The sequence below is a fragment of the Sorangium sp. So ce381 genome (assembly GCF_051473845.1).
Classification (GTDB): Bacteria; Myxococcota_A; Polyangia; order Polyangiales; family Polyangiaceae; genus Sorangium; species Sorangium atrum.
Genome location: NZ_CP150336.1, coordinates 12,356,942 through 12,376,918 on the forward strand (window position 1 = coordinate 12,356,942; position 19,977 = coordinate 12,376,918).

The window sequence follows — 19,977 nt, forward strand, 5'->3', positions numbered from 1 at the left end:
CCGACCGGGACCTGCCCGTCGTGCTCGCCGCCTCGTACATCGGAGCCTCTCGGAGGCGCTATCGACACGGCGAAAGAGATCTACGATCCGGACGGACGCCTCTTCGTGGAGCTCCTGCTCCCGGAGAATGTTCTGTCAACCAGGGGTTGGGCCCGCGGCTGGGGCTCGCCGTCTCCCTCGCTAGGGAAGAAAGACGGTGAACACCCGGGTGGTCGAGTCCGGGCTGCCGGTGAGGTTGTTGACGCAGCTCGGGTAGTACATGCCGTTCGTGTTGAGCTGCTGGCAGAAGGCGGTGCACGACCCGCGGATGCTGATCATCCCGCATTGCTGGACGGCCCCGCCGCTGTCGAGGTGACCCGCGGCGCAGTCCCGCATGAGCGACCGTGAATAGCCGCGATTGGCCTCGTCGTAGCAGGCGTTCAGGTAAGGAGAGGGGGCAAACAGATTGCCCCAGAAGGCGCCTTCCATATGCGTGTAGGTCGTGAGCTCGAGGGTACCGGTCTTGTCGATGACCGCGGAGTTGCCCCGCGAGGAGATCGTCACGGAGACGCCGTACCAGTTCGTCCGCGACGCGAGGCACGCCGAGATCCACTGCTGGTCGTTATGGCCGAGCGGCTTGGTGCTCCAGTCCGGCACGAGGCCGATGATTCCCCTGTACTCCTCGTTGTGCACCGTGCCCGAGCTGTCGGTCCACGAGAAGCTGAACGACTGCGACGGGAGGAACGCACAGCCGACCATATAGTTGAGGAGCTGGCGCGAGAGATCGCCGGCCGCGCCCGGATCCCGGATCGCGGCCAGGGCCGCCGGGCTCAGGGCGTTGGGGTTGAGGGCGTTGGGGTTGAGGGCGTTGGGGTTGAGGGCGTTGGGGTTGAGGGCGTTGGGATTGAGGGCGTTGGGGTTGAGGGCGTTGACGAACTCGAGGGCGCTAGGGGCAACTCCTACGGAGCCCTCCTCCTCTCCCTGAACTGCGATGCAGCCCACCAAAAGCGCGAGCGAAAGCGCCACGAAACCAGCGATGCTGATCCGGTACATCGTCGTCCCCCCCGGGTTCGTCCCTTCGTGCCCTCGTCGAAGGTCGAATTGGGTGTACCGATGAATAGGCATCATGTCCAGTGCTCAACCGGTGATTTGTGTAAAATTCGTAAATCGTTGAAAGCGAGGAGCTGCTCTGTCCACGGTGTGTAAGGTGAGCAAGGCAGCGTGTCGCCTTCATCGCGCTCTGTTCGGAGCCCAGCGAAGCGCGGTGGATGATCGAAATCTCACACTGCATGAAGGCCCGACAGAACGGCGGCGAGCGGCCCGGGTGTCGCTGCAATACGCAGTGTGGCGATAGGTGCGTGCGCGGGGCTGGGGACAATCGCGTGGGGCACGTCGATGACGAGCGCGTCGCCGCGCGCTCCGGCCGGCGATGTCAGGGGAGCGCGTGCCGCGGGGCCGAGCAGGTCGTGATCGAGCTGCTCGCGACTGCGATCCTTCTCACCCGGGGCCGATCTCGCCGTCGCCGCGCGGGCCCTGCGCCGGAGGAGGCGAGGTCGATTCCGGCGAAAGCTGCGCTCCTTGCGCCGGCGGCGCGGCGCTCGGGTAAGGCTGCGCACCCTGCACCGGCGGCGCGCCGCTCGGGTAAGCGTGCATGGGGCCCGCCTGGAAGGGCGGACGGAAGCTGGCTGCCGTGCGCCGCTGCCGCCGGACGATGGCGCGGAGGGCGTAGTAGAGCACCCCGAAGAACGCCGCCAGGAGCAGCAAGGTGGGGCCGATCGACGCGGCGAGGACCGCTGTTTTCACGGCGACGACCCCCGCGTTCTCGATTCCCTCGCTGGCCGCGCGGGCGATCTTGCCGCCGGCGCCCAGCGTCTGCTCCTCGCCGCGCGCCGTGACCGACATCTTCACGGTCGCATAGGCGATCTGCCCCTCCAGCAATCGCTCCTGCGCCTCGATCTGCTCGATCGTCTCACGCACGCTCCCGAGCTGCTTCTCGACGGCTACCACGTCCGCGAGGCTCCCCGTCCTGTCGGAGAGCAGGTCGAGCAGCCGCTTCTCCTGGGCGCGGGCGTTCCGCAGCCGCGCGCCGATGTCCGCGCGCTGCTCGGTCACGTCCTCGGCCTTCTCCGCGTCGTCGACCACCTCGCCGAGCGACGCTACCGCGGCCCGGAACGCGCCGACCTTCGCCGAGGGGACCCGCGCCTCGAGCGACGCGCTCCGGTGCGGGCCGCCGTGCACCCGGGCCTCGCTCACGTAGCCGCCGTGCTCCTCGACCGCGGTTCGCAGCCGCTGCATCGCCGGCTCGAAGGCGTCCACCAGGATCGCGGTCTCGACGGTGATCCGCATCGCGCGCCCGGCGAGCGGCGCCGCGGCGGGTGATGTCCCTTGCGCTCTCTGATCGAGCGCCGCGGCCTGCGCGGGCGGGGCCGATGCCATGGTGGCTGACTCGGACCGATCCGATCTCGCGCAGGCGCCGGTCAGCGTCACAGCCGAGAGCAAGGCGACGAACAGGCTCGTAGAAGGGCGCATGCGGCCAGCCTAGCGGCTCACGGGTGAGCTCGCTAACGGCGCGCGTCGGGCGGCCACGAGCCCAGAGCCGGCTGCGAGATCACCCGAGGTGCGCGGCGCGGCGGTCGCCGCGCGCGAGGTGGCGACCCGCGACCGGGCGCTCAGTCGCCCCGACCGCCCGGCCCGCGCCCGCGGCCGGGCCCCGGCCCGAACGGCGGCGGGCCCGGGTGCCGCCGCCGGTCGGCCTCGAGCTCCTCGTAGCGGGTGAGCTGCTCGGGCGTGAGCACGCCCTTCACGCGCGCGTCGGTGCGATCGCGGAGGGCGTCGAGCGCGGGGCGGCACTCGGAGAGGAGCCGCTCCCGCTCGGCCTCGGCCTCGGCGATGGTCGCCCTGAGCTCGCGCACCTGGCGGTCGGTGAGGTCGAGGTGGCGGCGCATCGCCCTGAGGCGGAACTGGGCGCGGGCCTCGGTCGGAGGACCCCGGAAGGTGGCCTCGAGGTCGCGCAACGCCGTGACGCGGCCGATGGCCGCGCCGGCGACGCCGCCGAAGAGGAAGACCGCGGCCAGCACGGCCAGCGGCTTCCAGCGGGCGAGGGCGGGCGGAGACGCGGGGCGCTGGGTCATTCGCTCGCCTCGACGGCCTCCACGGAGGCCATGATTTCGCTGTCGACCTCGCGCTGCGTCTGCAGAAAGAAGAGGACGCTCGCGGCCGCGGCGAGGGCGGTCACGACGAGGGCAGGGCGACCCGAGCGGACGATGCCGTCGGCGATCGCGGGCCGCGCGGGGAGGAGGGGAGGAGCGGCCGTCGCCGCGCGGACCATGGCCTCGGTGAAGCCGGCGTCCGGCTCGAGGCCGCCGGTCGCGGCCGCGATGCGCGCGAGCGGATCGCTGGCCGCGCTGGCCGTCGCAGCGCGCAGCACGGCCGCCGTGAAGCGGTCGTCGGCGTCGATGCGAGCGGTCGCGGCCGAGAGGCGCGCGAGGTCCCGATCGGGTCCGGTCCGGTCGTCGTCGCGGTCAGACATGCGGCGCCTCCTCCTCGATCTGCCGGGCGCGGAGCGCGGCGCGGGCGCGCACCAGGCGTTGTTCGACGGCGCCCTCGGAGCAGCCGAGCGCCGCCGCGGCCTCCTTCGCGGGCAGGCCCTCGACGGCGACGAGGACGAGCGCGGCGCGCTCCTGGGGCGGGAGCGCGGCGAGCAGGGCGTCGAGCTCGCGCAGCGCGACGCGCGCTTCGGCGGAGACGAGGCCGTCGAAGCGCGGCTCGGCGGGCGCCTCGCGCGGGATCTCGCGGCGGCGCCGGAGGGCGTCGAGGCAGGCGTTCGTCACGATGCGGTACAGCCAGGTCTCCACCTTCGATCTCCCGTCGTAGCGCCCCTCGCGCAGGGCGCGGTAGGCGTCGACGAACGCCTCCTGCAGCGCGTCCTCGGCCTCCGCGAGGTCGCCGACCAGGCGCGCGGCCAGGCGGTACATCGGCGCGCGCGTGTGCTCGACGATCTGCCGGAAGGCCGCATCATCGCCCCTGGCGACGCGCGCTGCGACGAGCCTGAGGTCGACGATCACGTTCCCCCGCGATTCTGCGCCCATGGCACCGCGCGCGCTACAGGGACGAGCGCTCAGCGGCGCTCGGGGCCGCGCATGCCGGGCCCGGGGCCGTGCCCGGGGCCGCGCATGCCGGGCCCGGGGCCGCGCTCGGGGCCGCGCATGCCGGGCCCGGGGCCGTGCTCGGGGCCGCGCATGCCGGGCCCGGGGCCGCGCTCGGGCCTGCCCGCAAACGGCCCCTTCTCGATGCGTTCGGCGAGGGCATTGCGCTGCGCCTCGTCGAGGATCGGGACGATCGCGGCCAGCGCGCCGACCATGCGGTCCAGGTGCGCCCGCGGGCCCATCTTCTCGCCCGCCGGCGGCTGCGGCAGGAACGCGTTCGCGTCGAAGCGATCCGCGGCGAACGTCTCGAGCCGCGCGCGCATCTCGGCGCGCCTCGCCGCGTGATCTTCCTTGTGCTCGCCCCGGTCGGCGTCGCTCGGGCGCGCGCCCTCGAGGGCCTTGTCGATCTGCGCGCGCTGCTCGTCGCGCAGGTCGAGGCCGGCGAGGAGATGGCCCAGCGGACCGCCGCGCATGCCGGGGCCGCGCATGCCCCCTCGATCGCCGCGCGGGCCGCGGTGGTGCTCGCCGCCGCGCGGGCCGCGCTCTCCTCGCTCGTCCATCTTCGCGGCGATCACGTCGACGAGCTGCCGGCGCTGCTCCTTCGTGAGCGTGGCGTGCAGGGTGCTCAGCGCCCCGGCGACGCGCGAGCGGTGCTCCTCGGCTGCGCGGCCGGCGTCGGGGAGCTTCGCCTCGATCGCCGCCCGATCGATCTTGCCCGCGCGCACGCCCTCGGCGAGCGCCGAGAAGACGGCCCCGCCCTTCGGGCCCTCCTTCGCGCCGTCGCGCAGCCCCTCGAGGGCGCCCTCGATCGTCGCTTTCTGCGCGTCCGAGAGGTCGAGCTCGTGGAGCGCCGCGCGCAGGAGGTGCTCGGGGCCGCGCGGGCCGCCGCGATGGCCGCCGAAGCCCTCCCGGGGACCGCCCGTCCTCGACGGGCCCTGGGCGAGCGCCGCCTCGGCGGCCTCGTCGCTCGGGGACGTGTTGCCCTGCCCCGTCTCCGCCGTGCAACCGGCCGCGCCGACGAGCGCGCCGACGAGCGGCAATACCGCACCAAGCCTCCACCAACGAGACTGCGTCATGGACTCTTCTCCTGGGTCGCCCGCGTCGTGCCGAGCGGGTCGTTCATCCCTGTGACGCCGGCGGGGAGGGGAGCCCTACGAGGACGAGCGACTTTTTCTGGAGGCGGGCTCCTCGAGCAAGCTCCGCAGCAGCCGGGAGAGGCCGGCGCGGGCTCGGCCTTACCGCACGCTGGCGATCAGGTGGGTGCGCGTGCCCTGCGGTGTGGCGACCTCGGCCTCGTCGCCCTCCGACAGGCCCAGCAGGGACTGGCCGAGGGGGCTCGTCGTGGCGAGGGTCTGCAGCTCGACCCCCTGGAACTGGATGCGCTCGCCGCCCGCGGCCGGCAGGAGGAAGTAGAGCGCGCGCCGCTTTCCGCTCTCCAGCTCCACGAGCGCCGAGCTCTCGATGCCCGCGCCGGGGCCGAAGTCGCGCACCGTGAGGGCGCCCAGCCTGGCGAGCGCCTGCTCGAGCTGGAGCACGCGCTCGCTGTGACCTCGCGCCACGTAAGAGGCCTCGGTGGCGCGCATGTCCTTGTCGCCCTCGGCGCGGTTCTCCTCGTGCGTCGCGGCGCTGGCGGCGTCGCGCGCCCGCTCGGTGGAGCGCTCGAGCTCACGGGCGAGCTGGTCCCTCAGGGCCGCGAGCAATGCGCGCTTGTCGATGGCGGGTGGCATGGACACGCACATCTTACCAGACGGGATCGCGGCGGTCACTCCACGGTCGTCTGGCGCCGCCGCTCGAGACCCGAGGGGCGCAGCCGTCCTCAGCGCCGCGCGGCGCCCGCCCGTCGCCGCCGTCCTCGGACGAGGAGCGAGAGGCGGCCCGGCTCCTCCGGGAAGGCCGCGCGCCTGCTCGCCGGCGAGCAGCGCCGAGCGCACACCTGCGCTGATTGCAACTCTGTAATGGATGCCTCTCGCACAGAGTCGCAGTTCATGGCTCCTTTTCGCGTCGAGAACTCCCCGCTCCTTGCAGATGTGCAATCCGTGCGCGTCGCGCGCGGCGGACTGCCGATGCGCTTATCGTCCGTGTGAATCGAATGTTTCAAGACGGTGACTTGGAAGCACGCGGGAAGCGCGGGGGAAGCACGATGACGCCCCGCGACGGCGAGCGGGAGAACCGCGCAGGAATCGTTCAGGAATCTCTTTGCCGGGGTAGGGTGAGTAGTGTAGATTCCTAATCTGCTACGCCGCTGCTCCGGGCTGGAACGCATCGACACGAGAGCATGGGTGTCGATGCGGCGCCACCGCACAGCCTGCAGCGCGCGAGCCGAGCGCGCGCGACATGACGCGAGGCGTCCTGCCGCCGCTCGTCCGGGCTGCGTCCAGATCACTGCACGAGCACACAAGAGGAGAATCGTGAGCCTGTATGCCCAGGAGCGGCTGCGCGTGCTCGTCGTCGACGACGAGCGGAGGATGCTGGACAGCATCGCGGCCATCCTCGACGACGACATCGACGTCGAGACCTGCACGTCCGCCCACCGGGCGCTCGAGCTGCTGCAGACAGGCCAGTTCCATGTGGTCTGCTCCGACTACAAGATGCCCGGGATGAACGGAGACGAGCTCCTCAAGCGGGTCGCCGGCCTGCCGTTCTACACGAGCTGCCTGCTGATCACCGGCGACGAGGAGTACATCCGCTCCAGCGAGGTGGGCCGCCACTACGTCATCCTCAAGCCGTTCGAGCCCGCCCGGGTCACCCGGATCGTCCTGGAGCTCGCGCGCCTCGCCCACGCGAGGCGGTCCGCGGACGCCTCCTCGGCGCGCGAGGCCGCCGCGCCCGCCTCGAAGACGAGGAGGGCCGCGCCGTCGCTCAGGCCGCGGGAGATCCAGGACGCGCCGGCGTCCTCGCAGCGCGAGCGGGTGAGCTCGTACCCGCCCCCGTCCTCCCGCGCAGCGTCGAGCTACCTGGACACGGTGCGGGTCGGAGACGCTGGGCTCCCGGCCCGGACCCTCAAGTGATCGCCCACAGCGGCGAGCGCGGCACCCGAGGAGGCGATCCCCCACGATGACGAGCCGAGATCCGCTCGGCGCGGTGGAGCAGACCGCGACGGCCGAGGAGATCGTGGCGACGCTGCGCCACGATCTGCGCAATTGCTTCGGGACGATCCGCAATGCGGCGTTCTTCATCCGGCGCAAGGTCGCCCGGGAGCAGGCGTTTCGGGACGACCCGCGGGTGGGGCAGTTCCTCGACGTCATCGACGAGGAGGCGATCGCGGCGAGCACGCTCGTCGATGGCGTCATCGACGCGAACGCGAGCCTCAGGCGGCGTCCGGTGAGCGCGAGCGCCCGCGAGTGCGCCCTCACGGCGGCGGCCTGCGCGCGCATCGCCGAGCCCGGGATCCGCGTCGACGTCGACGCGGCGGAGGGCGTGGTCGAGCTCGATCCGGCGGAGCTCGCCCTGGCGGTCCGGTGCCTCGTGGAGAACGCGGCGGAGTCGATGCCCGGGGGCGGGGTGGTCACGCTCCGCGGGAGCGTGATCGGCGCCCGCTACCGCATCGAGGTCGGCGACACGGGGACGGGCGTGCCCGAGGCGGAGCGGGAGGCGATCACGCGCCCGTTCTACACAACCAAGCCGGGCCGCCTCGGCCTCGGGCTCAACATCGCCGGGCGCGTGGCGCGCCGCTATTTCGGGACGCTCACCCTCGGCCACGGCGCGCCCTCCGGCACGCTGGCGTGCATCGAGCTGCCCCTCGCCGCGGCGCCCGAGCCGCCCGGCGCGGGCGCCGAGGAGCGGCCGTGACGTCGCGCGCGGCCGAGGCGCCGCGATGAGCATCCGGGCCGCCCTCTCGCTGATCTTCGCCGTGGCCGCGGCCGTCGTGCTGCTCGCGACCGGCGCGCTCTACGTCACCTCCGCCAGCATGACGCGGCTCCAGCGGCGCGCCGAGCTGTCGTACGAGGACCTCACCCGCCACGTCACGCTCGCCAACCACGCCGGCCGCTACATGCGGGAAGCCGCGGAGATCTCCCTCGGCGGCGGCGACTCCGAGGAACTCCACCACCTGGCCGGGCTCGTCGCGCGGGACCTGGCCGCGGCGGAGGCGATCGAGCGGGCGCGGGAGCCGCTCGAGCGGGCGCGGGAGCCGCTCGAGCGGGCGTGGGAGCCGCTCGAGCGGACGCTGATCGAGGGCGAGCGCGCCCCCGAGGCGCTGCGCGAGGCGCGGGAGGGCGACGAGCGCCTGCGCCGGATGCGCGCGAGCTTCGCGGCGATCGCCGGGGGCGTCGACCACGTGTCCCGCATGGCGAGCGCCGGGGATCTGGCGGCCTACCGGAGGTTCGTGGAGCGCCCCGAGGCCGAGTACGAGGAGGGGTTCGTGCCCCAGATCGACGCGGCCATCGCCGACGCGCGGCGCGACGTCGCGCGGAACGCGGAGGAGGCGGGCCGCGCGGGCGCCAGGATCAGGATCGCGAGCATCGCCCTGATGACGGCGGCGCTCGTGACCCTCGTCGTCCTCCTCGGCGGCCTTGTGCGCTCGATGGCGCGCGGGTTCGGCGCGCTCGCGGAGTGCTCGCGGCGCATCGCCGGAGGCGACCTCGAACACCGCGTGCCCGACCTGGGAAAGCACGAGTTCGGGCGCATCGGCGCGGCGCTCCGCCACATGGCCGAGAGCCTGCGCGAGGCCCAGGCGTCGAGCGTGCGCGTCGAGCGGCTCGCGGCGATAGGGCAGCTCGCGGCGAGCGTCGGGCACGAGCTCCGCAACCCGCTCGGCGCCATCCGGAACGCGACGCACTACCTCAAGAAGCGCCTCGCCGGGACCGAGGTCGGCGCGGAGCCGCGCGTCGCCCAGTTCCTCGCCCTGATGGAGAAGGAGCTCCTCTCGTGCAACCGGATCATCGGCGATCTCCTGGACTTCGCGCGTGAGCGCAGGCTCCGCCGCACCGCGTGCCCGCTCGCGCCCCTGGTGGACGACGCCATGTCGGTCGTCGAGCCGCCCGCGCACGTGCGCCTCGAGAACCTCGTGCCGGCGGCGCTGCCGGTGCCGAGCCTCGACAAGGACCAGTTCCGGCAGGTGCTCGTGAACCTGATCCAGAACGCGGCCGAGGCGATCCCTGTCGAACGCGAAGGGTGGGTGCGTGTGGTTGGGCGTGTGTGTGACGAGGCCGTGAGCCTCGAGGTGGCCGACAACGGGGATGGGATCGAGGAGGAGCACCTCGCGAAGATCTTCGAGCCGCTCTTCAGCACGAAGCTGAAGGGGACGGGCCTCGGGCTCGCCATCACCGCCGGGATCGTCCGCCTGCACGGCGGCACGATCGCGGTGGAGAGCGCGCCCGGCGCGGGGACGACGTTCACCATCCGGTTACCGCGCGCCGCTGCGCCGGAGGTACACTCCGTTCAACTCGCGTGACAGCGTGACAGCGGAGGGAGACGTCCGTCGATGCAAGGGACCGGACCGGTGCTCGTGGTGGACGACGAGGAGGGGATGCGCGCCACGCTCGCCGCGAACCTCGAGCTCGAGGGGTACGAGGTCGTCGAGGCGCGCGACGGGGCGCACGCCCTCGAGCTCGTGAGGCAGCGGCGCTTCGCGCTCGTGCTGACCGACGTGAGGATGCCCGGCCTCGACGGCGTCGCGACGTTCCGGGAGATCAAGCGGCTCCAGCCGGAGCTCACGGTGGTGCTGATGACGGGCTTCGCGCGCGAGCAGCTCATCGAGCAGGGCATCGGCGAGGGGGTCTACGCGGTCATCTACAAGCCCTTCTCAATGGAGCACCTCATGCGGATCATCGCGCGGGCCCTCTCGTCGCGCGGCGTGCTCGTGGTGGACGACCTCCCCGCGGTCGCGGAGTCGATCGTGGCGGGGCTCAAGGCGGCCGGGCTGCGCGCGGAGGCCGCGTACGACGGGCACACGGCCATCCAGCGCGCGCGGGACGCGGCGGTCGACGTCTGCGTGCTCGACCTCCGGATGCCCTCCCTGGACGGCGTGAGGACCCACGAGCAGATCCGGCGGCTGAGCCGCGGGATCACGGTGATCGCGATGACCGGCCACGCGACGCCGGAGATGATCCACGCGTTCACGAGCCAGGGCGGGTACGCCTGCCTCCACAAACCGTTCGAGGTGCGCGAGCTCATGCACACGATCGCGCGCGCCCGGAGCGACCCGGGGACGTGCTGAGGGCCGCTGGACATGGCGCCGGGCGGCGGCGTGCGCTGCTCCATGCCCGGCCGCGACCGCGCCGGCCGCGGGGGCGGAGGAGGGCGCCGTGAGCGTGACCGTGCTCCTCGTCGACGACGACGCGTCGTCCCGGTTCGTGCTCGCGACGCTCCTGGAGGACGAGGGCTTCCAGGTGGAGGAAGCCGGCTCGTTCGCCGAGGCCGGGCAGAAGATCGCGGCGGAGGGCGCGCGGTACGACCTCGCGCTGCTCGATCAGAACCTCGGCGACGGTCATGGCACCGATCTCGTGGCGGTGCTGCGGGCGCGCCTGCCGCGCGCGAAGGCGGTGCTGATCAGCGGCAGCGGCGACGAGGGCCTCGGCGACGCGCCCCCGCCGGACGCGGTGCTCGCGAAGGGGATCGGCTTTCCGGAGCTGCTCGATCGGATCCGGCAGCTGCTCGGCTGACGCGCTCCGACGCCGCGCGGGCCGCGCGGCGCGAGATGGCCGCGCGCGCGGCGTCAGGCGATGCCGAGCAGGGCCTTGCCCACGATGTCGCGGATCGCGGGGCCGGACAGGGCCATGATGGGGCCGCTCATCGCGTCGCGCAGGTGGCGCTCGATGGGGCGGGTGCGCATGTACCCGGCGCCGCCGGCGATCTCCAGGGCCGAGGTGGCGATGGCCACCGCGGCCTCGTTGGCCACCACCTTGGATTGCAGCTGCAGCAGGCCGTAGCTCGGGTCGCCCGCGTCCAGGGCAGCGGCGGTGCGCATGGCGAGGGCGCGCGCGGCCTCGAGGCGCATGCTCATGTCGGCCACGGCGAACTGCACCCATTGCAGCTCGGCGATGGGCCGGTCGCCCGGCGGCAGGACCCGCTCCTTGGCGTAGGCCACGGCCGCGGCCATGGCGGCCTCGGCGATGCCCACGGAGAGCCAGCCGAGGCCGTTGGGAATGGGGTTCGGCGCCAGGGGATCGAGCGCGAGCCGCCGCGACTCGGGCAGGGGCGTGCCCTGGAAGCGGACGATCTGGCTGCGCGTGGCCCGCATTCCGAGGGTGTCCCAGACGGGCTCGATGACGATCGAGTCGTCCCTCTCGATGAGGAAGAACGCCGGCTGGCCGTCGCAGACCGCGGCCGTGAGGAACCAGTCCGCGCGCTCGCACCCGGTGACGAAGCGCTTCTCGCCGGTCAGGCGATAGCCGCCCTCGGCCTTCTCGGCCACCTGGCGCGGCACGAGGAACATGTTGCCGCTGGTGGGCTCGGAGAGCGCGTTGCCGACCCACGCGCCGCGGCGGATCGCCTGCTCGAAGCGGGACCGCTCGCCGGGGTCGACGAGGGCGCGGTACACCGACAGGGCGCCCTGGTGCATGAGCCACGCCGTGGCGAACGACGCGTCGCCCCGCGCGAGGATGGCCACGATGCGGCCGAACGTGAGCCACGAGCAGGGCGCGCGGGCGGCGCCGTCGCCGGCGGCCCCGCCGAGCAGCGCTGTGTTGATCGGTGAGCGGATCATGGCGGTCAGCCCCTCGATCGGGAAGGTGGCATCCCGGTCGTGCTGAGCCGCGTGCTCGGCGAGGAGCGCCGAGATCCGTTCGGCCTCGGCGAGGAGCTCGTCGGCCTGACTTGCGTCGTTCTTCTCTGCATTCATGAGGTCGTTCCTCTGTGGCTGCGAGGCATTGAGCTCGCCTGGTCGTCGGCGAAGCCGGATATTACAGGAGGCGGCGCCCCGGAGGTGTTTTCCCCCGCGGACCCTCAGACCCGGCGCAGCCTCTCCGCCGCGCGCTCCAGCGTCTCGTCCCGCTTGGCGAAGCAGAACCGCAGGACGGGCCCGGGCTCCACCCCGGAGAGGAACGGGGAGATCGGGATCGAGGCGACGCCGTGCTCGCGGAGGAGGCGCAGCGCGAAGTCGGCGTCTCGCTCGGCCGTGATCGCGGAGGTGTCGAGCAGCTGGAAATACGTGCCCTCGCACGGCAGCGGGCGGAACCGCGAGCCCTCGATGAGCCTCAGGAAGAGATCCCGCTTCGCCTGGTAGAAGGGCGCGAGATCGGCGGCGAGCGGGTCGCGCATCACGAGCTCGGCATACGCGTGCTGGATGGCGCCGTTCACCGCGAACGTCACGAACTGGTGGACCCGCTGGATCTCGGCCGAGAGCGCCTGCGGCGCCGCGCAAAAGCCCACCTTCCAGCCGGTCGTGTGGTACGTCTTGCCGAAGGAGCTGATGACGACGGAGCGATCCGAGAGCTCCGGATACCGCGCGAGGCTCTCGTGCCGGCGCCCGTCGAAGAGGATATGCTCGTAGACCTCGTCGCCGACGACGATGACGTCCCGCCCGTCCACGACGCGGGCGAGCTCGCGCATGTCGCCGGCCGACAGCATCGTTCCGGTCGGGTTGTGCGGCGAGTTGATGAGCAGGAGCCGCGTGCGCGGCGTGATCGCGCGCCGCACCTCGTCCCAGTCGACCCGGTAGTCCGGAAAGCGGAGCGTGACGAACACGGGCGTTCCGCCGTTCAGCTGCACGGCCGGCGCGTACGAGTCATAGCAGGGCTGAAAAAGGATGACCTCGTCCCCGGGCCGGACGAACGCGGTGATCGTGCTGAAGATGCCCTCGGTCGCGCCCGAGGTGATCGTGATCTCGGTCGCCGGATCGTAGCGGCGGCCATAGAGCCGCTCGATCTTCATCGCCAGCGCCTCGCGCAGGGCCAGCACGCCCTGCATGGGGGCATACTGGTTGTGGCCGGCGCGCATGTGGCGGGCGACGGCCTCCACCAGCTCCGGCGCGCAGTCGAAATCCGGGAAGCCCTGCGACAGGTTGATGGCGCCGTGCTCGTTCGCGAGCCGCGTCATCACCGTGAAGATGCTGACGCCGGTCGACGGCAGCTTCGATGGGAGCGCAGGCGTGGTCATGGCAGGTCCTATATCACCCCTCCAGCCCGGCCGTGCTTCCCGGCAGCGCGCCGCGGAGCGCGAGGGCCGCGACCGCCGCCGCCGAGACCAGCCTGGCTCGAGGCCGGCGCTCTGCCCGAGGCCGGCTACCGGCTCCGCGCGCGCGCGCCGCGCCCGTGATAGCGTGCCTCCCGCCGGCGCGGGGGGCGGCGCTCCGTTCCTCTGCGCGCGGCGGAGAGAGAGGGGACACCGTGCGGCTGAAGGACAAGATCGCGCTCATCACCGGGGCGAGCAGGGGAATCGGGAAGGCCAGCGCGCTCGCGCTGAGCCGGGAGGGGGCCGTCGTGGTCGGCGTGGCGCGCACCGCGGCCGATCTGTCGGCGCTCGAGGGGGAGATCCGCGCGGCGGGCGGCCGCGGGCTGATGATCGAGGCCGACGTCACCCGCGCCGCCTCCGTCGCCGCGTCCGTGGAGAGGGCCGTCGGCCAGCTCGGGAGGGTCGACATCCTCGTCAACAACGCGGGCATCGGCGGATACCGGCCTTTCCTCGAGTGGTCGGAGGACGACTACGACCGCATCATGGCGACGAACGTGAAGGGGACATGGCTGTTCTGCCGCGAGGTCATCCCCCACATGCGCCGCCAGGGCGGCGGCCACATCATCAACGTCGCCAGCGTCGCCGGCCTGCAGGGCTATCCGAACGAGGCCATCTACTGCGCCTCCAAGTTCGCGCAGGTGGGCCTGACCCAGGCGCTCGATCGCGAGTTCTGGCAGGACAACATCAAGGTGAGCGCCGTCTGTCCGGGCGGCGTCGAGACCCACTTCGCGCTCGGCGACGGGCGCACCGCCGGCTCGGAGCGCATGCGGGGCTTCTCCACGCCGGAGGACGTGGCCGAGGCCGTGGTGCTCGCCGCGCTGCCGCGGGACCGCTCGCGCATCGTGCAGATCGTCATGCGGCCGATGAACGAAGCCACGTAGAGCGTGGGCTCACCCCAGGTGTCGCCGGGCGCGCTCAGACCGCGGCGCGCGGCCTCGCCAGCGTCTCCCATGCTGCCATCGCGCAGTCGACGATCGCCTGGAGCGCCTCGCGCGAGGCGCCGTCGCGGGCCTGGAGGGAGAGGCCCTGGAGCACCGCGGTGTAGAAGGCGGCGAGCGCCGCCGTGTCGGTGCCCGCCGGCACGTCGCCCTCGACGACGCCGCGATCCAGCCGGCGCCGGAGCGCGTCGAGCGCCGCCCGCCGGCACCCGGCAAGGTAGGTGCGCACGCGCTCGTTCTCCGGCGTGCCGAGCGTCGCGGCGAGCACGACCATGCAGCCGCTCGGCTTGCCCGGCGTCACGTACCCCTCCACGTTGCCGCGCAGCATCGCCTCGACCGCCCCGCGCGCCGTCGGCTCGTCGCGCAGGGCCCGGTTCGTCGTCGCGCCCTCGACCTCGGTGTAGAGCGCCACGGCCTCGCGAAACAGCGCCTCCTTGCAGCCGAACGCGGCGTAGAGGCTCGGCGAGTTGATGCCCATCGCGGCCGTGAGATCGCTGAGCGAGGTGCCCTCGTAGCCCCGCTCCCAGAACACCTCCATCGCCCGCCGCAAGGCGGCGCTCCGATCGAAGCTGCGAGGGCGACCTCGTCCGACCATCATCGAGACCTTTCTGTAATTCTGTGACAATCGATAAAAAACGATTGACCACCCATCACGGGACAGACTATATATTCTGTATCGATCTGTACAGAAAAGAGGCTGACATGGCGGAATTTGCAGGCAAGGTGGCGCTGGTGACCGGTGGCAGCCGCGGGATTGGCGCGGCGATCGTCAAGCGGCTGGCGCGGGGCGGGGCGGATGTGGCGCTGACGTACGTGAGCGCCGCGGACAAGGGGCGCTCGGTGATCGCCGACGTCGAGGCGGCCGGCCGGCGGGGGATGGCGATCGCGGCGGACACCGCGGATCCGGCTGCGATCGTCGGCGCGGTCGAGCGGACGGTGGCCGAGTTCGGCAGGCTGGACATCCTCGTCAACAACGCCGGCGTCGCCATCATGGCGCCGATCGAGGCCGTGACGCTCGCGGACCTGGACAAGACGCTGGGGATCCATGTTCGGGGTGTCTTCCTCGCCTCGCAGGCCGCGGCGCGGCACATGGGCGCCGGCGGGCGCATCATCAGCATGGGCAGCTGCCTCGCCGACCGGGTGCCGGGGCCGGGAATCGCGCTGTACTCCATGAGCAAGTCCGCGCTGGTCGGCCTCACGAAGGGCCTCGCCCGCGATCTCGGGCCGCGCGGCATCACCGCCAACCTCATCCAGCCTGGCCCGATCGACACGGACATGAACCCGGCCAACGGCGCTGGGGCGGATATGCAGCGGAGCATGCTCGCGCTCGGTCACTACGGCAGCACCGACGATATCGCCGCCACGGTCGCTCACCTCGCCGGCGAAGGCGGGCGCTTCATCACCGGAGCGACGATCACCGTCGACGGCGGGTTCGCGGCCTGAAAGGGCCGCGCGGCGCCGCCATGGCGCCGCCACCCGCTCGATGTGCATGACTCACGCGGGTATCCCGTAATCTCGGCCTTCTCCTCGCTGGCACGCGATCTGCCGTGCGTTCGATGCATGGGAGACGCGGACATCACCTTGCGCCACCTCGCCCGGAGGCGGCCCGGGGACCTCGCGCGCGCCTTCGTCCCGGAGGGCCATCGCACCGAGGTCGTCGGCTGGGTGGACAGCCAGGTCACGAACATCGAGCGCCGCCTCGACAAGGCGCTGCGCCTGCAGGTCGACGGCGAGCCGCGGGTGCTGCATGTCGAGTTCTGCTTCGCGCTCCGTGACGCCGTGCCGGATCGCGTCCTCGAATACCTCGGCTTCCTCTTCACCGCGCTCCGCCTCGAAGCCCCGGGTGCGCCTGTGCCGCCGATCGAGAGCGTCGTTGTTGTCCTCTCGGGCAGAAAGCGGCGCTTGCGCGCGACGGGCCAGCGCTGCACCGCATGGCCGGGGCGGCCGTTCAGCGGGATGCGCTTCCGCGTGGACGCCGTCTACCAGCGCACGGTCGCGGAGCTCCGGGCGCGCGGCAGCGTGCTCTGGCTGGTGTTCGCCCCGCTGGCGCGGGACGCGACCGCGGCGGCGCTGCGGGAGGTCGTCGCAGAGATCCACGCGGGGGCAAAGGCCGCGGCGGAGCGGGCCGAGCTGTACACGGCGCTCCTGGTGATGGCCGCCATCGATCCCTGGGGGCATAATCTGCGGAAGGAGCTCATCGACATGGTGGAGGACAAGGAAGAGGGGTTGCTCCGGCGCACGCCGATCATCGGAGAGATGATCATCGAGGCCGAGCGACGAGGTGAGTTGCGAGGCGAGCTTCGTGGCGAGCTTCGTGGCGAAGAACGAGCGCAGGAGGCGATCGCAGAGCTGCTTGGCCGCCTCTTCGCGCGGCGGATCGGGCGACGGCCGACGGCCGACGAAGCGCGTTCGATCCTCGAGCGAGCCCGCGCGAACGGCCCGGGTGAGGTCACGGATGCCTTGCTCGATCTCGAGGGCGAGGCGCTGGTTCGCTGGCTCGCGGAGCCGATTCGTCCCTCGTGAGCTCCCGCAAGAGGAGCGGAGACCGGGCGCGTGGCCGTCGCGCGGCGCCCCGCTCGGGGGACACGGTGCAGGCCGGTCGCGCCTCCCTCAGAGCGACTCCAGGTAAGCGACCAGGGCGCGCCGATCCCCGGCTGACAGGTGTGCCGTGTGGCCCATGGAGCCGTCCACCCCCTCGATCAGCGCGAGCAGCGTCGGGTAGCGGCCATCGTGGTAGTACGGCGCGGACCGGCCGACGAAGCGCAGCGAGGGCGTCTCGAAGGAGCGCTCCGTCTCGAAGCGCGTCCCGCTCCGCACGTCGTGCCGCGCGCCGTCGGTGGTCAGCTCGTCGCCGACATGGCAGCTCGAGCAGCCCGCCTCGCGGGCATGGAAGAGCTCCTCGCCGCGCGCGGCGAGGGCCACGCGGGCGCCGCCCGCCGCGGCCGCCGCCTCTGCGGCACCGGCCGGCGCCGGCACGAGCGCGGCGCGCTCCTCGGCCGTGAGGACCGCCGCCTCGGCGGGCGGCTCCATGCCGCGGAGGTACGCGAAGATCGCGTCGCGCTCCTTCGCGCTCAGGCCGGTGCCCGCGAGCCGGGACATGGTCCGGGCGAAGTGGCTCTCCAGGTCCTTCTTGCCGCCTTCCCAGCCGTACGGCGCGGTGCCGTCCAGCCGCCCCATGAGCATCGGTGTCTGGCGCGGGCCGTCCGGCGTCGACCAGGTGAGCGCGTCGTCGCGGCCGTCGGGGTGGCAGCTGGCGCAGGCGCGGCCGTCGAACGCGATGCGCCGGCCGCCGGCCGCGTGGAAGAGCCGCTGGCCCTCCGCGCGCTGCTCGTCGAGGCGCGACGCGCGGGGCAGGGCGATGACCGGCAGCTCGCCGGCGAGCTCCTTGCCGATGGCGCTGATCACGGTCGGCCCCGGAGCACGCGCGGCGGGCAGGATCGTCAGCGCGCCGTCGAACCGGGAGAAGACCACGGCGCGCCGGCGCGCGCCGTCGACGGCGACGGCGGTGGGCCCGGCGCCCACGCGGGCGCGGAAGAGCTCGCGATCCCGCACCGATCCGGTCCGCGGCGGCTTGCCGGGGATCTGGGCGCGGGCGTCGTAGGCGATCACCTCGTCGTGGCCGAGGCAGGTGACGAGCAGGACCTCATCCTCGGGCTCGAACGCTGCCGCGCGCGGGAGCCGGCAGCCGCGGAGCCCGAGGTGGGCCGAGACCGGCGGGACGTCCGCGCGTTCGCCCATCGCGTCGACGACCGCGATGTGCTCGATCGCGGTCTGGACGAGCGCGCTGCCATAACCGCCGGCGCCCGTCGTGGGCCCCGGATCGACGAGCGCGACGGGCGCGAAGACCGCGCCGCTCGCCGCGCGCGCCAGCGCGAAGCCCTGGGATCCGCGGCGATCCACGTTCACCGTCGGGCGGCGCATCTGGAACGGCGTCCCGTCCTCGAAATCGAAGGGCACTTTCCGCGAGGGCCCGCTCGAGCTGCGCGGGAAAGGTTTGGCGAGCTTCGACGTCGATCTCGGGGCGCGCCGCTCCACCCCGTCCGTGGACAGCTCCCGCGCGCCGGTCGGCGCGCCGCCTTCGTCGAGGGTCACGACGCTGATGCGGCCGCCGACCGCGTGGGAGACGAACGCGCGCCGGCCGTCGCTCGACGCGACGACCGCGCTGGGATCCCGGGCGAGCGGGAGCTCGCCGGTGCGCCGGAGGTCGGCGGTCGCGAGGCTGGTCAGCGCGTGGCCCCACCGGCTCGCGACGAGCAGCGTGGCGCGGTCCGGCGTCATCGCGAGGCCCACCGGCTCGCTCGCCACGGGCACCAGGCACCTTCGCTCGAGCGGGGCGGCAGGGCCCACCGGCTCCAGCACCTCGAGCAGGGCGCGGTCGCGCAGCGAGGCCACGACGCGGCCGTCGCCCAGCACGATCACCTGGGCGGGCCGGCCAGCGAGCGGGGTGCGCGCGAGGGCGGCGCGGGCGTCGATGTCGACGGTGTGGAGGGCGGCGTCGTCCTCGTCGGCGACGAAGGCGAGGGTGCGCCCGCCGAGGTCCGCGAGGGCGACGCCGGAGCCGGCGTGGGTCGCGTCGAGGGGCGCGGGCGCCGGGCCCGCCGCGCGCCGGGCGCAGGTGGGCGGCGGCGGCGCCTCCGCCACGACAGGGGGGCCGAGCGGCGGCGGCGGGGCCGGGTCGCGCGGGGCGGGTGTGCAGGCGAGGGCGGCGAGGGCGAGGAGCGCGAGGGCGGTCGGAGCGGCGGCTCTCATGCGTGGACCATCGGTCCAGCGGGCGAGAGTGTGACAGGGGCGTCGCCGCGGGCCGTCGCTCGCCCGGCCTGGCCGGGCTGGGCTGGAGCGCCGGCTGGGCGGAGGGGGAGCCGGCCCGCTCGCGCGGATGGGCCGGAGGTCGACGAGGTCGCTGCGAGAAGCGCGTTCGATAGTGCAGGTGAGCGCGCGCAGAGAGTGGATCCGGGGACCCGGGTGACCGACTGGGATGCTGCCTGGATGCTTGACAGCGCTGGTTCCACGTCGGGTACGCTCCCTGTCCACGATGCGTTGGAGCGGCGCGACGAGGCTGGGTTGGAGCTCAAGGCGCTCCACGCGCCGGACCCGCATCGACACGGAACGGTTCTCGGATCGGAGAAGCAAGCATGTCAGATGCTCTAGGAGAGCTCGTCAAGCCCGTCATCGTCGGCCGCTCCAGCTCGCACTTCACGCGTGTGACGAGGATCTTCGCCTCGGAGATGGGGGTCGACTGTTCGCTCGAGGTCGTGCGGGACCTCATGTCGTCCAATCCGGCCGACTACGGGGGCAACCCCGCGCTCAAGATGCCGGCTCTCCGGACGCGCCATGGCGTGTGGTTCGGCGCGCTCAATATCTGCCGCGAGCTGTCACGGCAGTCGAAGCGCGGGGTGCGCACGGTATGGCCGGAGGACCTCGACCAACCCCTTCTCGCGAACGCCCAGGAGCTCGTCGTTCATGCGATGGCGACGGAGGTCGCGCTGATCATGGCCGGCGCCGCCGGGGCCGATGATGGCAGCGCGCCCCATGCGAAGCAGCGAAAGAGCCTGCTCAACACCATGTCATGGCTGGAGGACAACGCGAGCCACGCGCTCGCCGCGCTCCCGTCGGACCGGGATCTGAGCTACCTGGAGGTCGCGCTGTTCTGCCTGGTCACTCATCTGGAGTTCCGGCAGGTCCTGCCGACCGATCCCTATCCGGCGCTGAACGGCTTCTGTCGAGAGTTCGCGGCGCGGGCGTCCGCCGGCGAGACGACCTACAAGTTCGACCCCTGAGCGCAGCCCGCCATGGCGGCGCCACCC

20 protein-coding genes are annotated in these 19,977 nt (G+C 72.8%); 9 read left to right on the top strand and 11 right to left on the bottom strand.

Translation table 11 applies throughout. The features are described from left to right. Positions 1–180 precede the first annotated feature (180 nt). The 7 genes from WMF29_RS46370 to WMF29_RS46400 all read right to left on the bottom strand — a co-directional run bounded on the left by WMF29_RS46370 (position 181) and on the right by WMF29_RS46400 (position 5,851). The gene (locus tag WMF29_RS46370; protein WP_437326430.1) at positions 181–1,107 is read right to left on the bottom strand and encodes a hypothetical protein; all 927 of its coding nucleotides are present in this window, start codon (positions 1,105–1,107) and stop codon (positions 181–183) included. 369 nt (positions 1,108–1,476) lie between these two features. Next, positions 1,477–2,415 (bottom strand): DUF4349 domain-containing protein, encoded by a 939-nt coding sequence (locus WMF29_RS46375; RefSeq protein ID WP_437326431.1) that lies wholly within the window; start codon positions 2,413–2,415, stop codon positions 1,477–1,479. A 233-nt stretch (positions 2,416–2,648) separates the two neighbouring features. Next, positions 2,649–3,110: a hypothetical protein gene (locus WMF29_RS46380; protein ID WP_437326432.1), complete on the bottom strand. Its 462-nt coding sequence runs from the start codon at positions 3,108–3,110 to the stop codon at positions 2,649–2,651. Then, positions 3,107–3,508: a hypothetical protein gene (locus WMF29_RS46385; RefSeq protein WP_437326433.1), complete on the bottom strand. Its 402-nt coding sequence runs from the start codon at positions 3,506–3,508 to the stop codon at positions 3,107–3,109. The genes WMF29_RS46380 and WMF29_RS46385 overlap by 4 nt, the downstream gene beginning before the upstream one ends. Further along, a complete protein-coding gene (locus WMF29_RS46390; RefSeq protein WP_437326434.1) occupies positions 3,501–4,067 on the bottom strand; it encodes an RNA polymerase sigma factor in 567 nt (188 codons plus the stop codon). The genes WMF29_RS46385 and WMF29_RS46390 overlap by 8 nt, the downstream gene beginning before the upstream one ends. A 29-nt stretch (positions 4,068–4,096) precedes the next feature. Next, positions 4,097–5,200 (bottom strand): Spy/CpxP family protein refolding chaperone, encoded by a 1,104-nt coding sequence (locus WMF29_RS46395; RefSeq protein WP_437326435.1) that lies wholly within the window; start codon positions 5,198–5,200, stop codon positions 4,097–4,099. 159 nt (positions 5,201–5,359) lie between these two features. Further along, a complete protein-coding gene (locus WMF29_RS46400; protein WP_272096501.1) occupies positions 5,360–5,851 on the bottom strand; it encodes a GreA/GreB family elongation factor in 492 nt (163 codons plus the stop codon). Positions 5,852–6,532: 681 nt separating this feature from the next. Here WMF29_RS46400 and WMF29_RS46405 point away from each other — a divergent pair. From WMF29_RS46405 to WMF29_RS46425, 5 genes are all read left to right on the top strand, one after another. Further along, on the top strand, positions 6,533–7,132 hold the full coding sequence (locus WMF29_RS46405; RefSeq protein WP_437326436.1) for a response regulator: 600 nt from the start codon (positions 6,533–6,535) through the stop codon (positions 7,130–7,132). Between the two features lie 46 nt (positions 7,133–7,178). Beyond that, entirely contained in the window at positions 7,179–7,913 is a 735-nt protein-coding gene (locus WMF29_RS46410) for a sensor histidine kinase (RefSeq protein ID WP_437326437.1), read from the top strand. Positions 7,914–7,938: 25 nt separating this feature from the next. Further along, complete coding sequence (locus WMF29_RS46415; protein ID WP_437326438.1) at positions 7,939–9,516, top strand: sensor histidine kinase; 1,578 nt, start codon at positions 7,939–7,941, stop codon at positions 9,514–9,516. Positions 9,517–9,546: 30 nt separating this feature from the next. Beyond that, positions 9,547–10,281 (top strand): response regulator, encoded by a 735-nt coding sequence (locus tag WMF29_RS46420; RefSeq protein WP_437326439.1) that lies wholly within the window; start codon positions 9,547–9,549, stop codon positions 10,279–10,281. 88 nt (positions 10,282–10,369) lie between these two features. Further along, positions 10,370–10,726: a response regulator gene (locus tag WMF29_RS46425; protein WP_437326440.1), complete on the top strand. Its 357-nt coding sequence runs from the start codon at positions 10,370–10,372 to the stop codon at positions 10,724–10,726. 53 nt (positions 10,727–10,779) lie between these two features. Here the strand turns inward: WMF29_RS46425 and WMF29_RS46430 are convergent, their stop codons facing one another. Next, the gene (locus WMF29_RS46430) at positions 10,780–11,904 is read right to left on the bottom strand and encodes an acyl-CoA dehydrogenase family protein (protein ID WP_437326441.1); all 1,125 of its coding nucleotides are present in this window, start codon (positions 11,902–11,904) and stop codon (positions 10,780–10,782) included. Positions 11,905–12,008: 104 nt separating this feature from the next. Further along, positions 12,009–13,160: a methionine aminotransferase gene (locus tag WMF29_RS46435; RefSeq protein ID WP_437326442.1), complete on the bottom strand. Its 1,152-nt coding sequence runs from the start codon at positions 13,158–13,160 to the stop codon at positions 12,009–12,011. Positions 13,161–13,390: 230 nt separating this feature from the next. Between WMF29_RS46435 and WMF29_RS46440 the strand changes: the two genes are divergently transcribed. Continuing rightward, entirely contained in the window at positions 13,391–14,116 is a 726-nt protein-coding gene (locus tag WMF29_RS46440) for an SDR family oxidoreductase (protein ID WP_437326443.1), read from the top strand. Between the two features lie 34 nt (positions 14,117–14,150). Here WMF29_RS46440 and WMF29_RS46445 read toward each other — a convergent pair whose 3' ends face one another. Beyond that, a complete protein-coding gene (locus WMF29_RS46445; protein ID WP_437331245.1) occupies positions 14,151–14,768 on the bottom strand; it encodes a TetR/AcrR family transcriptional regulator in 618 nt (205 codons plus the stop codon). 107 nt (positions 14,769–14,875) lie between these two features. On the opposite strand from WMF29_RS46445, the gene WMF29_RS46450 reads away from it, so the two are divergent. Both WMF29_RS46450 and WMF29_RS46455 read left to right on the top strand, forming a co-directional pair. After that, complete coding sequence (locus tag WMF29_RS46450; protein ID WP_437331246.1) at positions 14,876–15,616, top strand: SDR family NAD(P)-dependent oxidoreductase; 741 nt, start codon at positions 14,876–14,878, stop codon at positions 15,614–15,616. A gap of 117 nt (positions 15,617–15,733) precedes the next feature. Continuing rightward, the gene (locus WMF29_RS46455) at positions 15,734–16,696 is read left to right on the top strand and encodes a hypothetical protein (protein ID WP_437326444.1); all 963 of its coding nucleotides are present in this window, start codon (positions 15,734–15,736) and stop codon (positions 16,694–16,696) included. 87 nt (positions 16,697–16,783) lie between these two features. Here the strand turns inward: WMF29_RS46455 and WMF29_RS46460 are convergent, their stop codons facing one another. After that, complete coding sequence (locus WMF29_RS46460; RefSeq protein WP_437326445.1) at positions 16,784–18,922, bottom strand: cytochrome C peroxidase; 2,139 nt, start codon at positions 18,920–18,922, stop codon at positions 16,784–16,786. Between the two features lie 383 nt (positions 18,923–19,305). Between WMF29_RS46460 and WMF29_RS46465 the strand changes: the two genes are divergently transcribed. After that, entirely contained in the window at positions 19,306–19,950 is a 645-nt protein-coding gene (locus WMF29_RS46465; protein WP_437326446.1) for a glutathione S-transferase N-terminal domain-containing protein, read from the top strand. The last annotated feature ends 27 nt before the right edge of the window (positions 19,951–19,977 follow it).

Excerpts from the sequence above, each read along its gene's own strand:
- WMF29_RS46445 (WP_437331245.1), bottom strand. The coding sequence starts at position 14,768 with ATGGTCGGACGAGGTCGCCCTCGCAGCTTCGATCGGAGCGCCGCCTTG.
- WMF29_RS46385 (WP_437326433.1), bottom strand. The coding sequence starts at position 3,508 with ATGTCTGACCGCGACGACGACCGGACCGGACCCGATCGGGACCTCGCG.
- WMF29_RS46435 (WP_437326442.1), bottom strand. The coding sequence starts at position 13,160 with ATGACCACGCCTGCGCTCCCATCGAAGCTGCCGTCGACCGGCGTCAGC.
- WMF29_RS46400 (WP_272096501.1), bottom strand. The coding sequence starts at position 5,851 with ATGCCACCCGCCATCGACAAGCGCGCATTGCTCGCGGCCCTGAGGGAC.
- WMF29_RS46455 (WP_437326444.1), top strand. The coding sequence starts at position 15,734 with ATGGGAGACGCGGACATCACCTTGCGCCACCTCGCCCGGAGGCGGCCC.
- WMF29_RS46415 (WP_437326438.1), top strand. The coding sequence starts at position 7,939 with ATGAGCATCCGGGCCGCCCTCTCGCTGATCTTCGCCGTGGCCGCGGCC.
- WMF29_RS46410 (WP_437326437.1), top strand. The coding sequence starts at position 7,179 with ATGACGAGCCGAGATCCGCTCGGCGCGGTGGAGCAGACCGCGACGGCC.
- WMF29_RS46460 (WP_437326445.1), bottom strand. The coding sequence starts at position 18,922 with ATGAGAGCCGCCGCTCCGACCGCCCTCGCGCTCCTCGCCCTCGCCGCC.
- WMF29_RS46375 (WP_437326431.1), bottom strand. The coding sequence starts at position 2,415 with ATGGCATCGGCCCCGCCCGCGCAGGCCGCGGCGCTCGATCAGAGAGCG.
- WMF29_RS46450 (WP_437331246.1), top strand. The coding sequence starts at position 14,876 with ATGGCGGAATTTGCAGGCAAGGTGGCGCTGGTGACCGGTGGCAGCCGC.
- WMF29_RS46430 (WP_437326441.1), bottom strand. The coding sequence starts at position 11,904 with ATGAATGCAGAGAAGAACGACGCAAGTCAGGCCGACGAGCTCCTCGCC.
- WMF29_RS46420 (WP_437326439.1), top strand. The coding sequence starts at position 9,547 with ATGCAAGGGACCGGACCGGTGCTCGTGGTGGACGACGAGGAGGGGATG.
- WMF29_RS46370 (WP_437326430.1), bottom strand. The coding sequence starts at position 1,107 with ATGATGCCTATTCATCGGTACACCCAATTCGACCTTCGACGAGGGCAC.
- WMF29_RS46395 (WP_437326435.1), bottom strand. The coding sequence starts at position 5,200 with ATGACGCAGTCTCGTTGGTGGAGGCTTGGTGCGGTATTGCCGCTCGTC.
- WMF29_RS46465 (WP_437326446.1), top strand. The coding sequence starts at position 19,306 with ATGTCAGATGCTCTAGGAGAGCTCGTCAAGCCCGTCATCGTCGGCCGC.
- WMF29_RS46380 (WP_437326432.1), bottom strand. The coding sequence starts at position 3,110 with ATGACCCAGCGCCCCGCGTCTCCGCCCGCCCTCGCCCGCTGGAAGCCG.
- WMF29_RS46390 (WP_437326434.1), bottom strand. The coding sequence starts at position 4,067 with ATGGGCGCAGAATCGCGGGGGAACGTGATCGTCGACCTCAGGCTCGTC.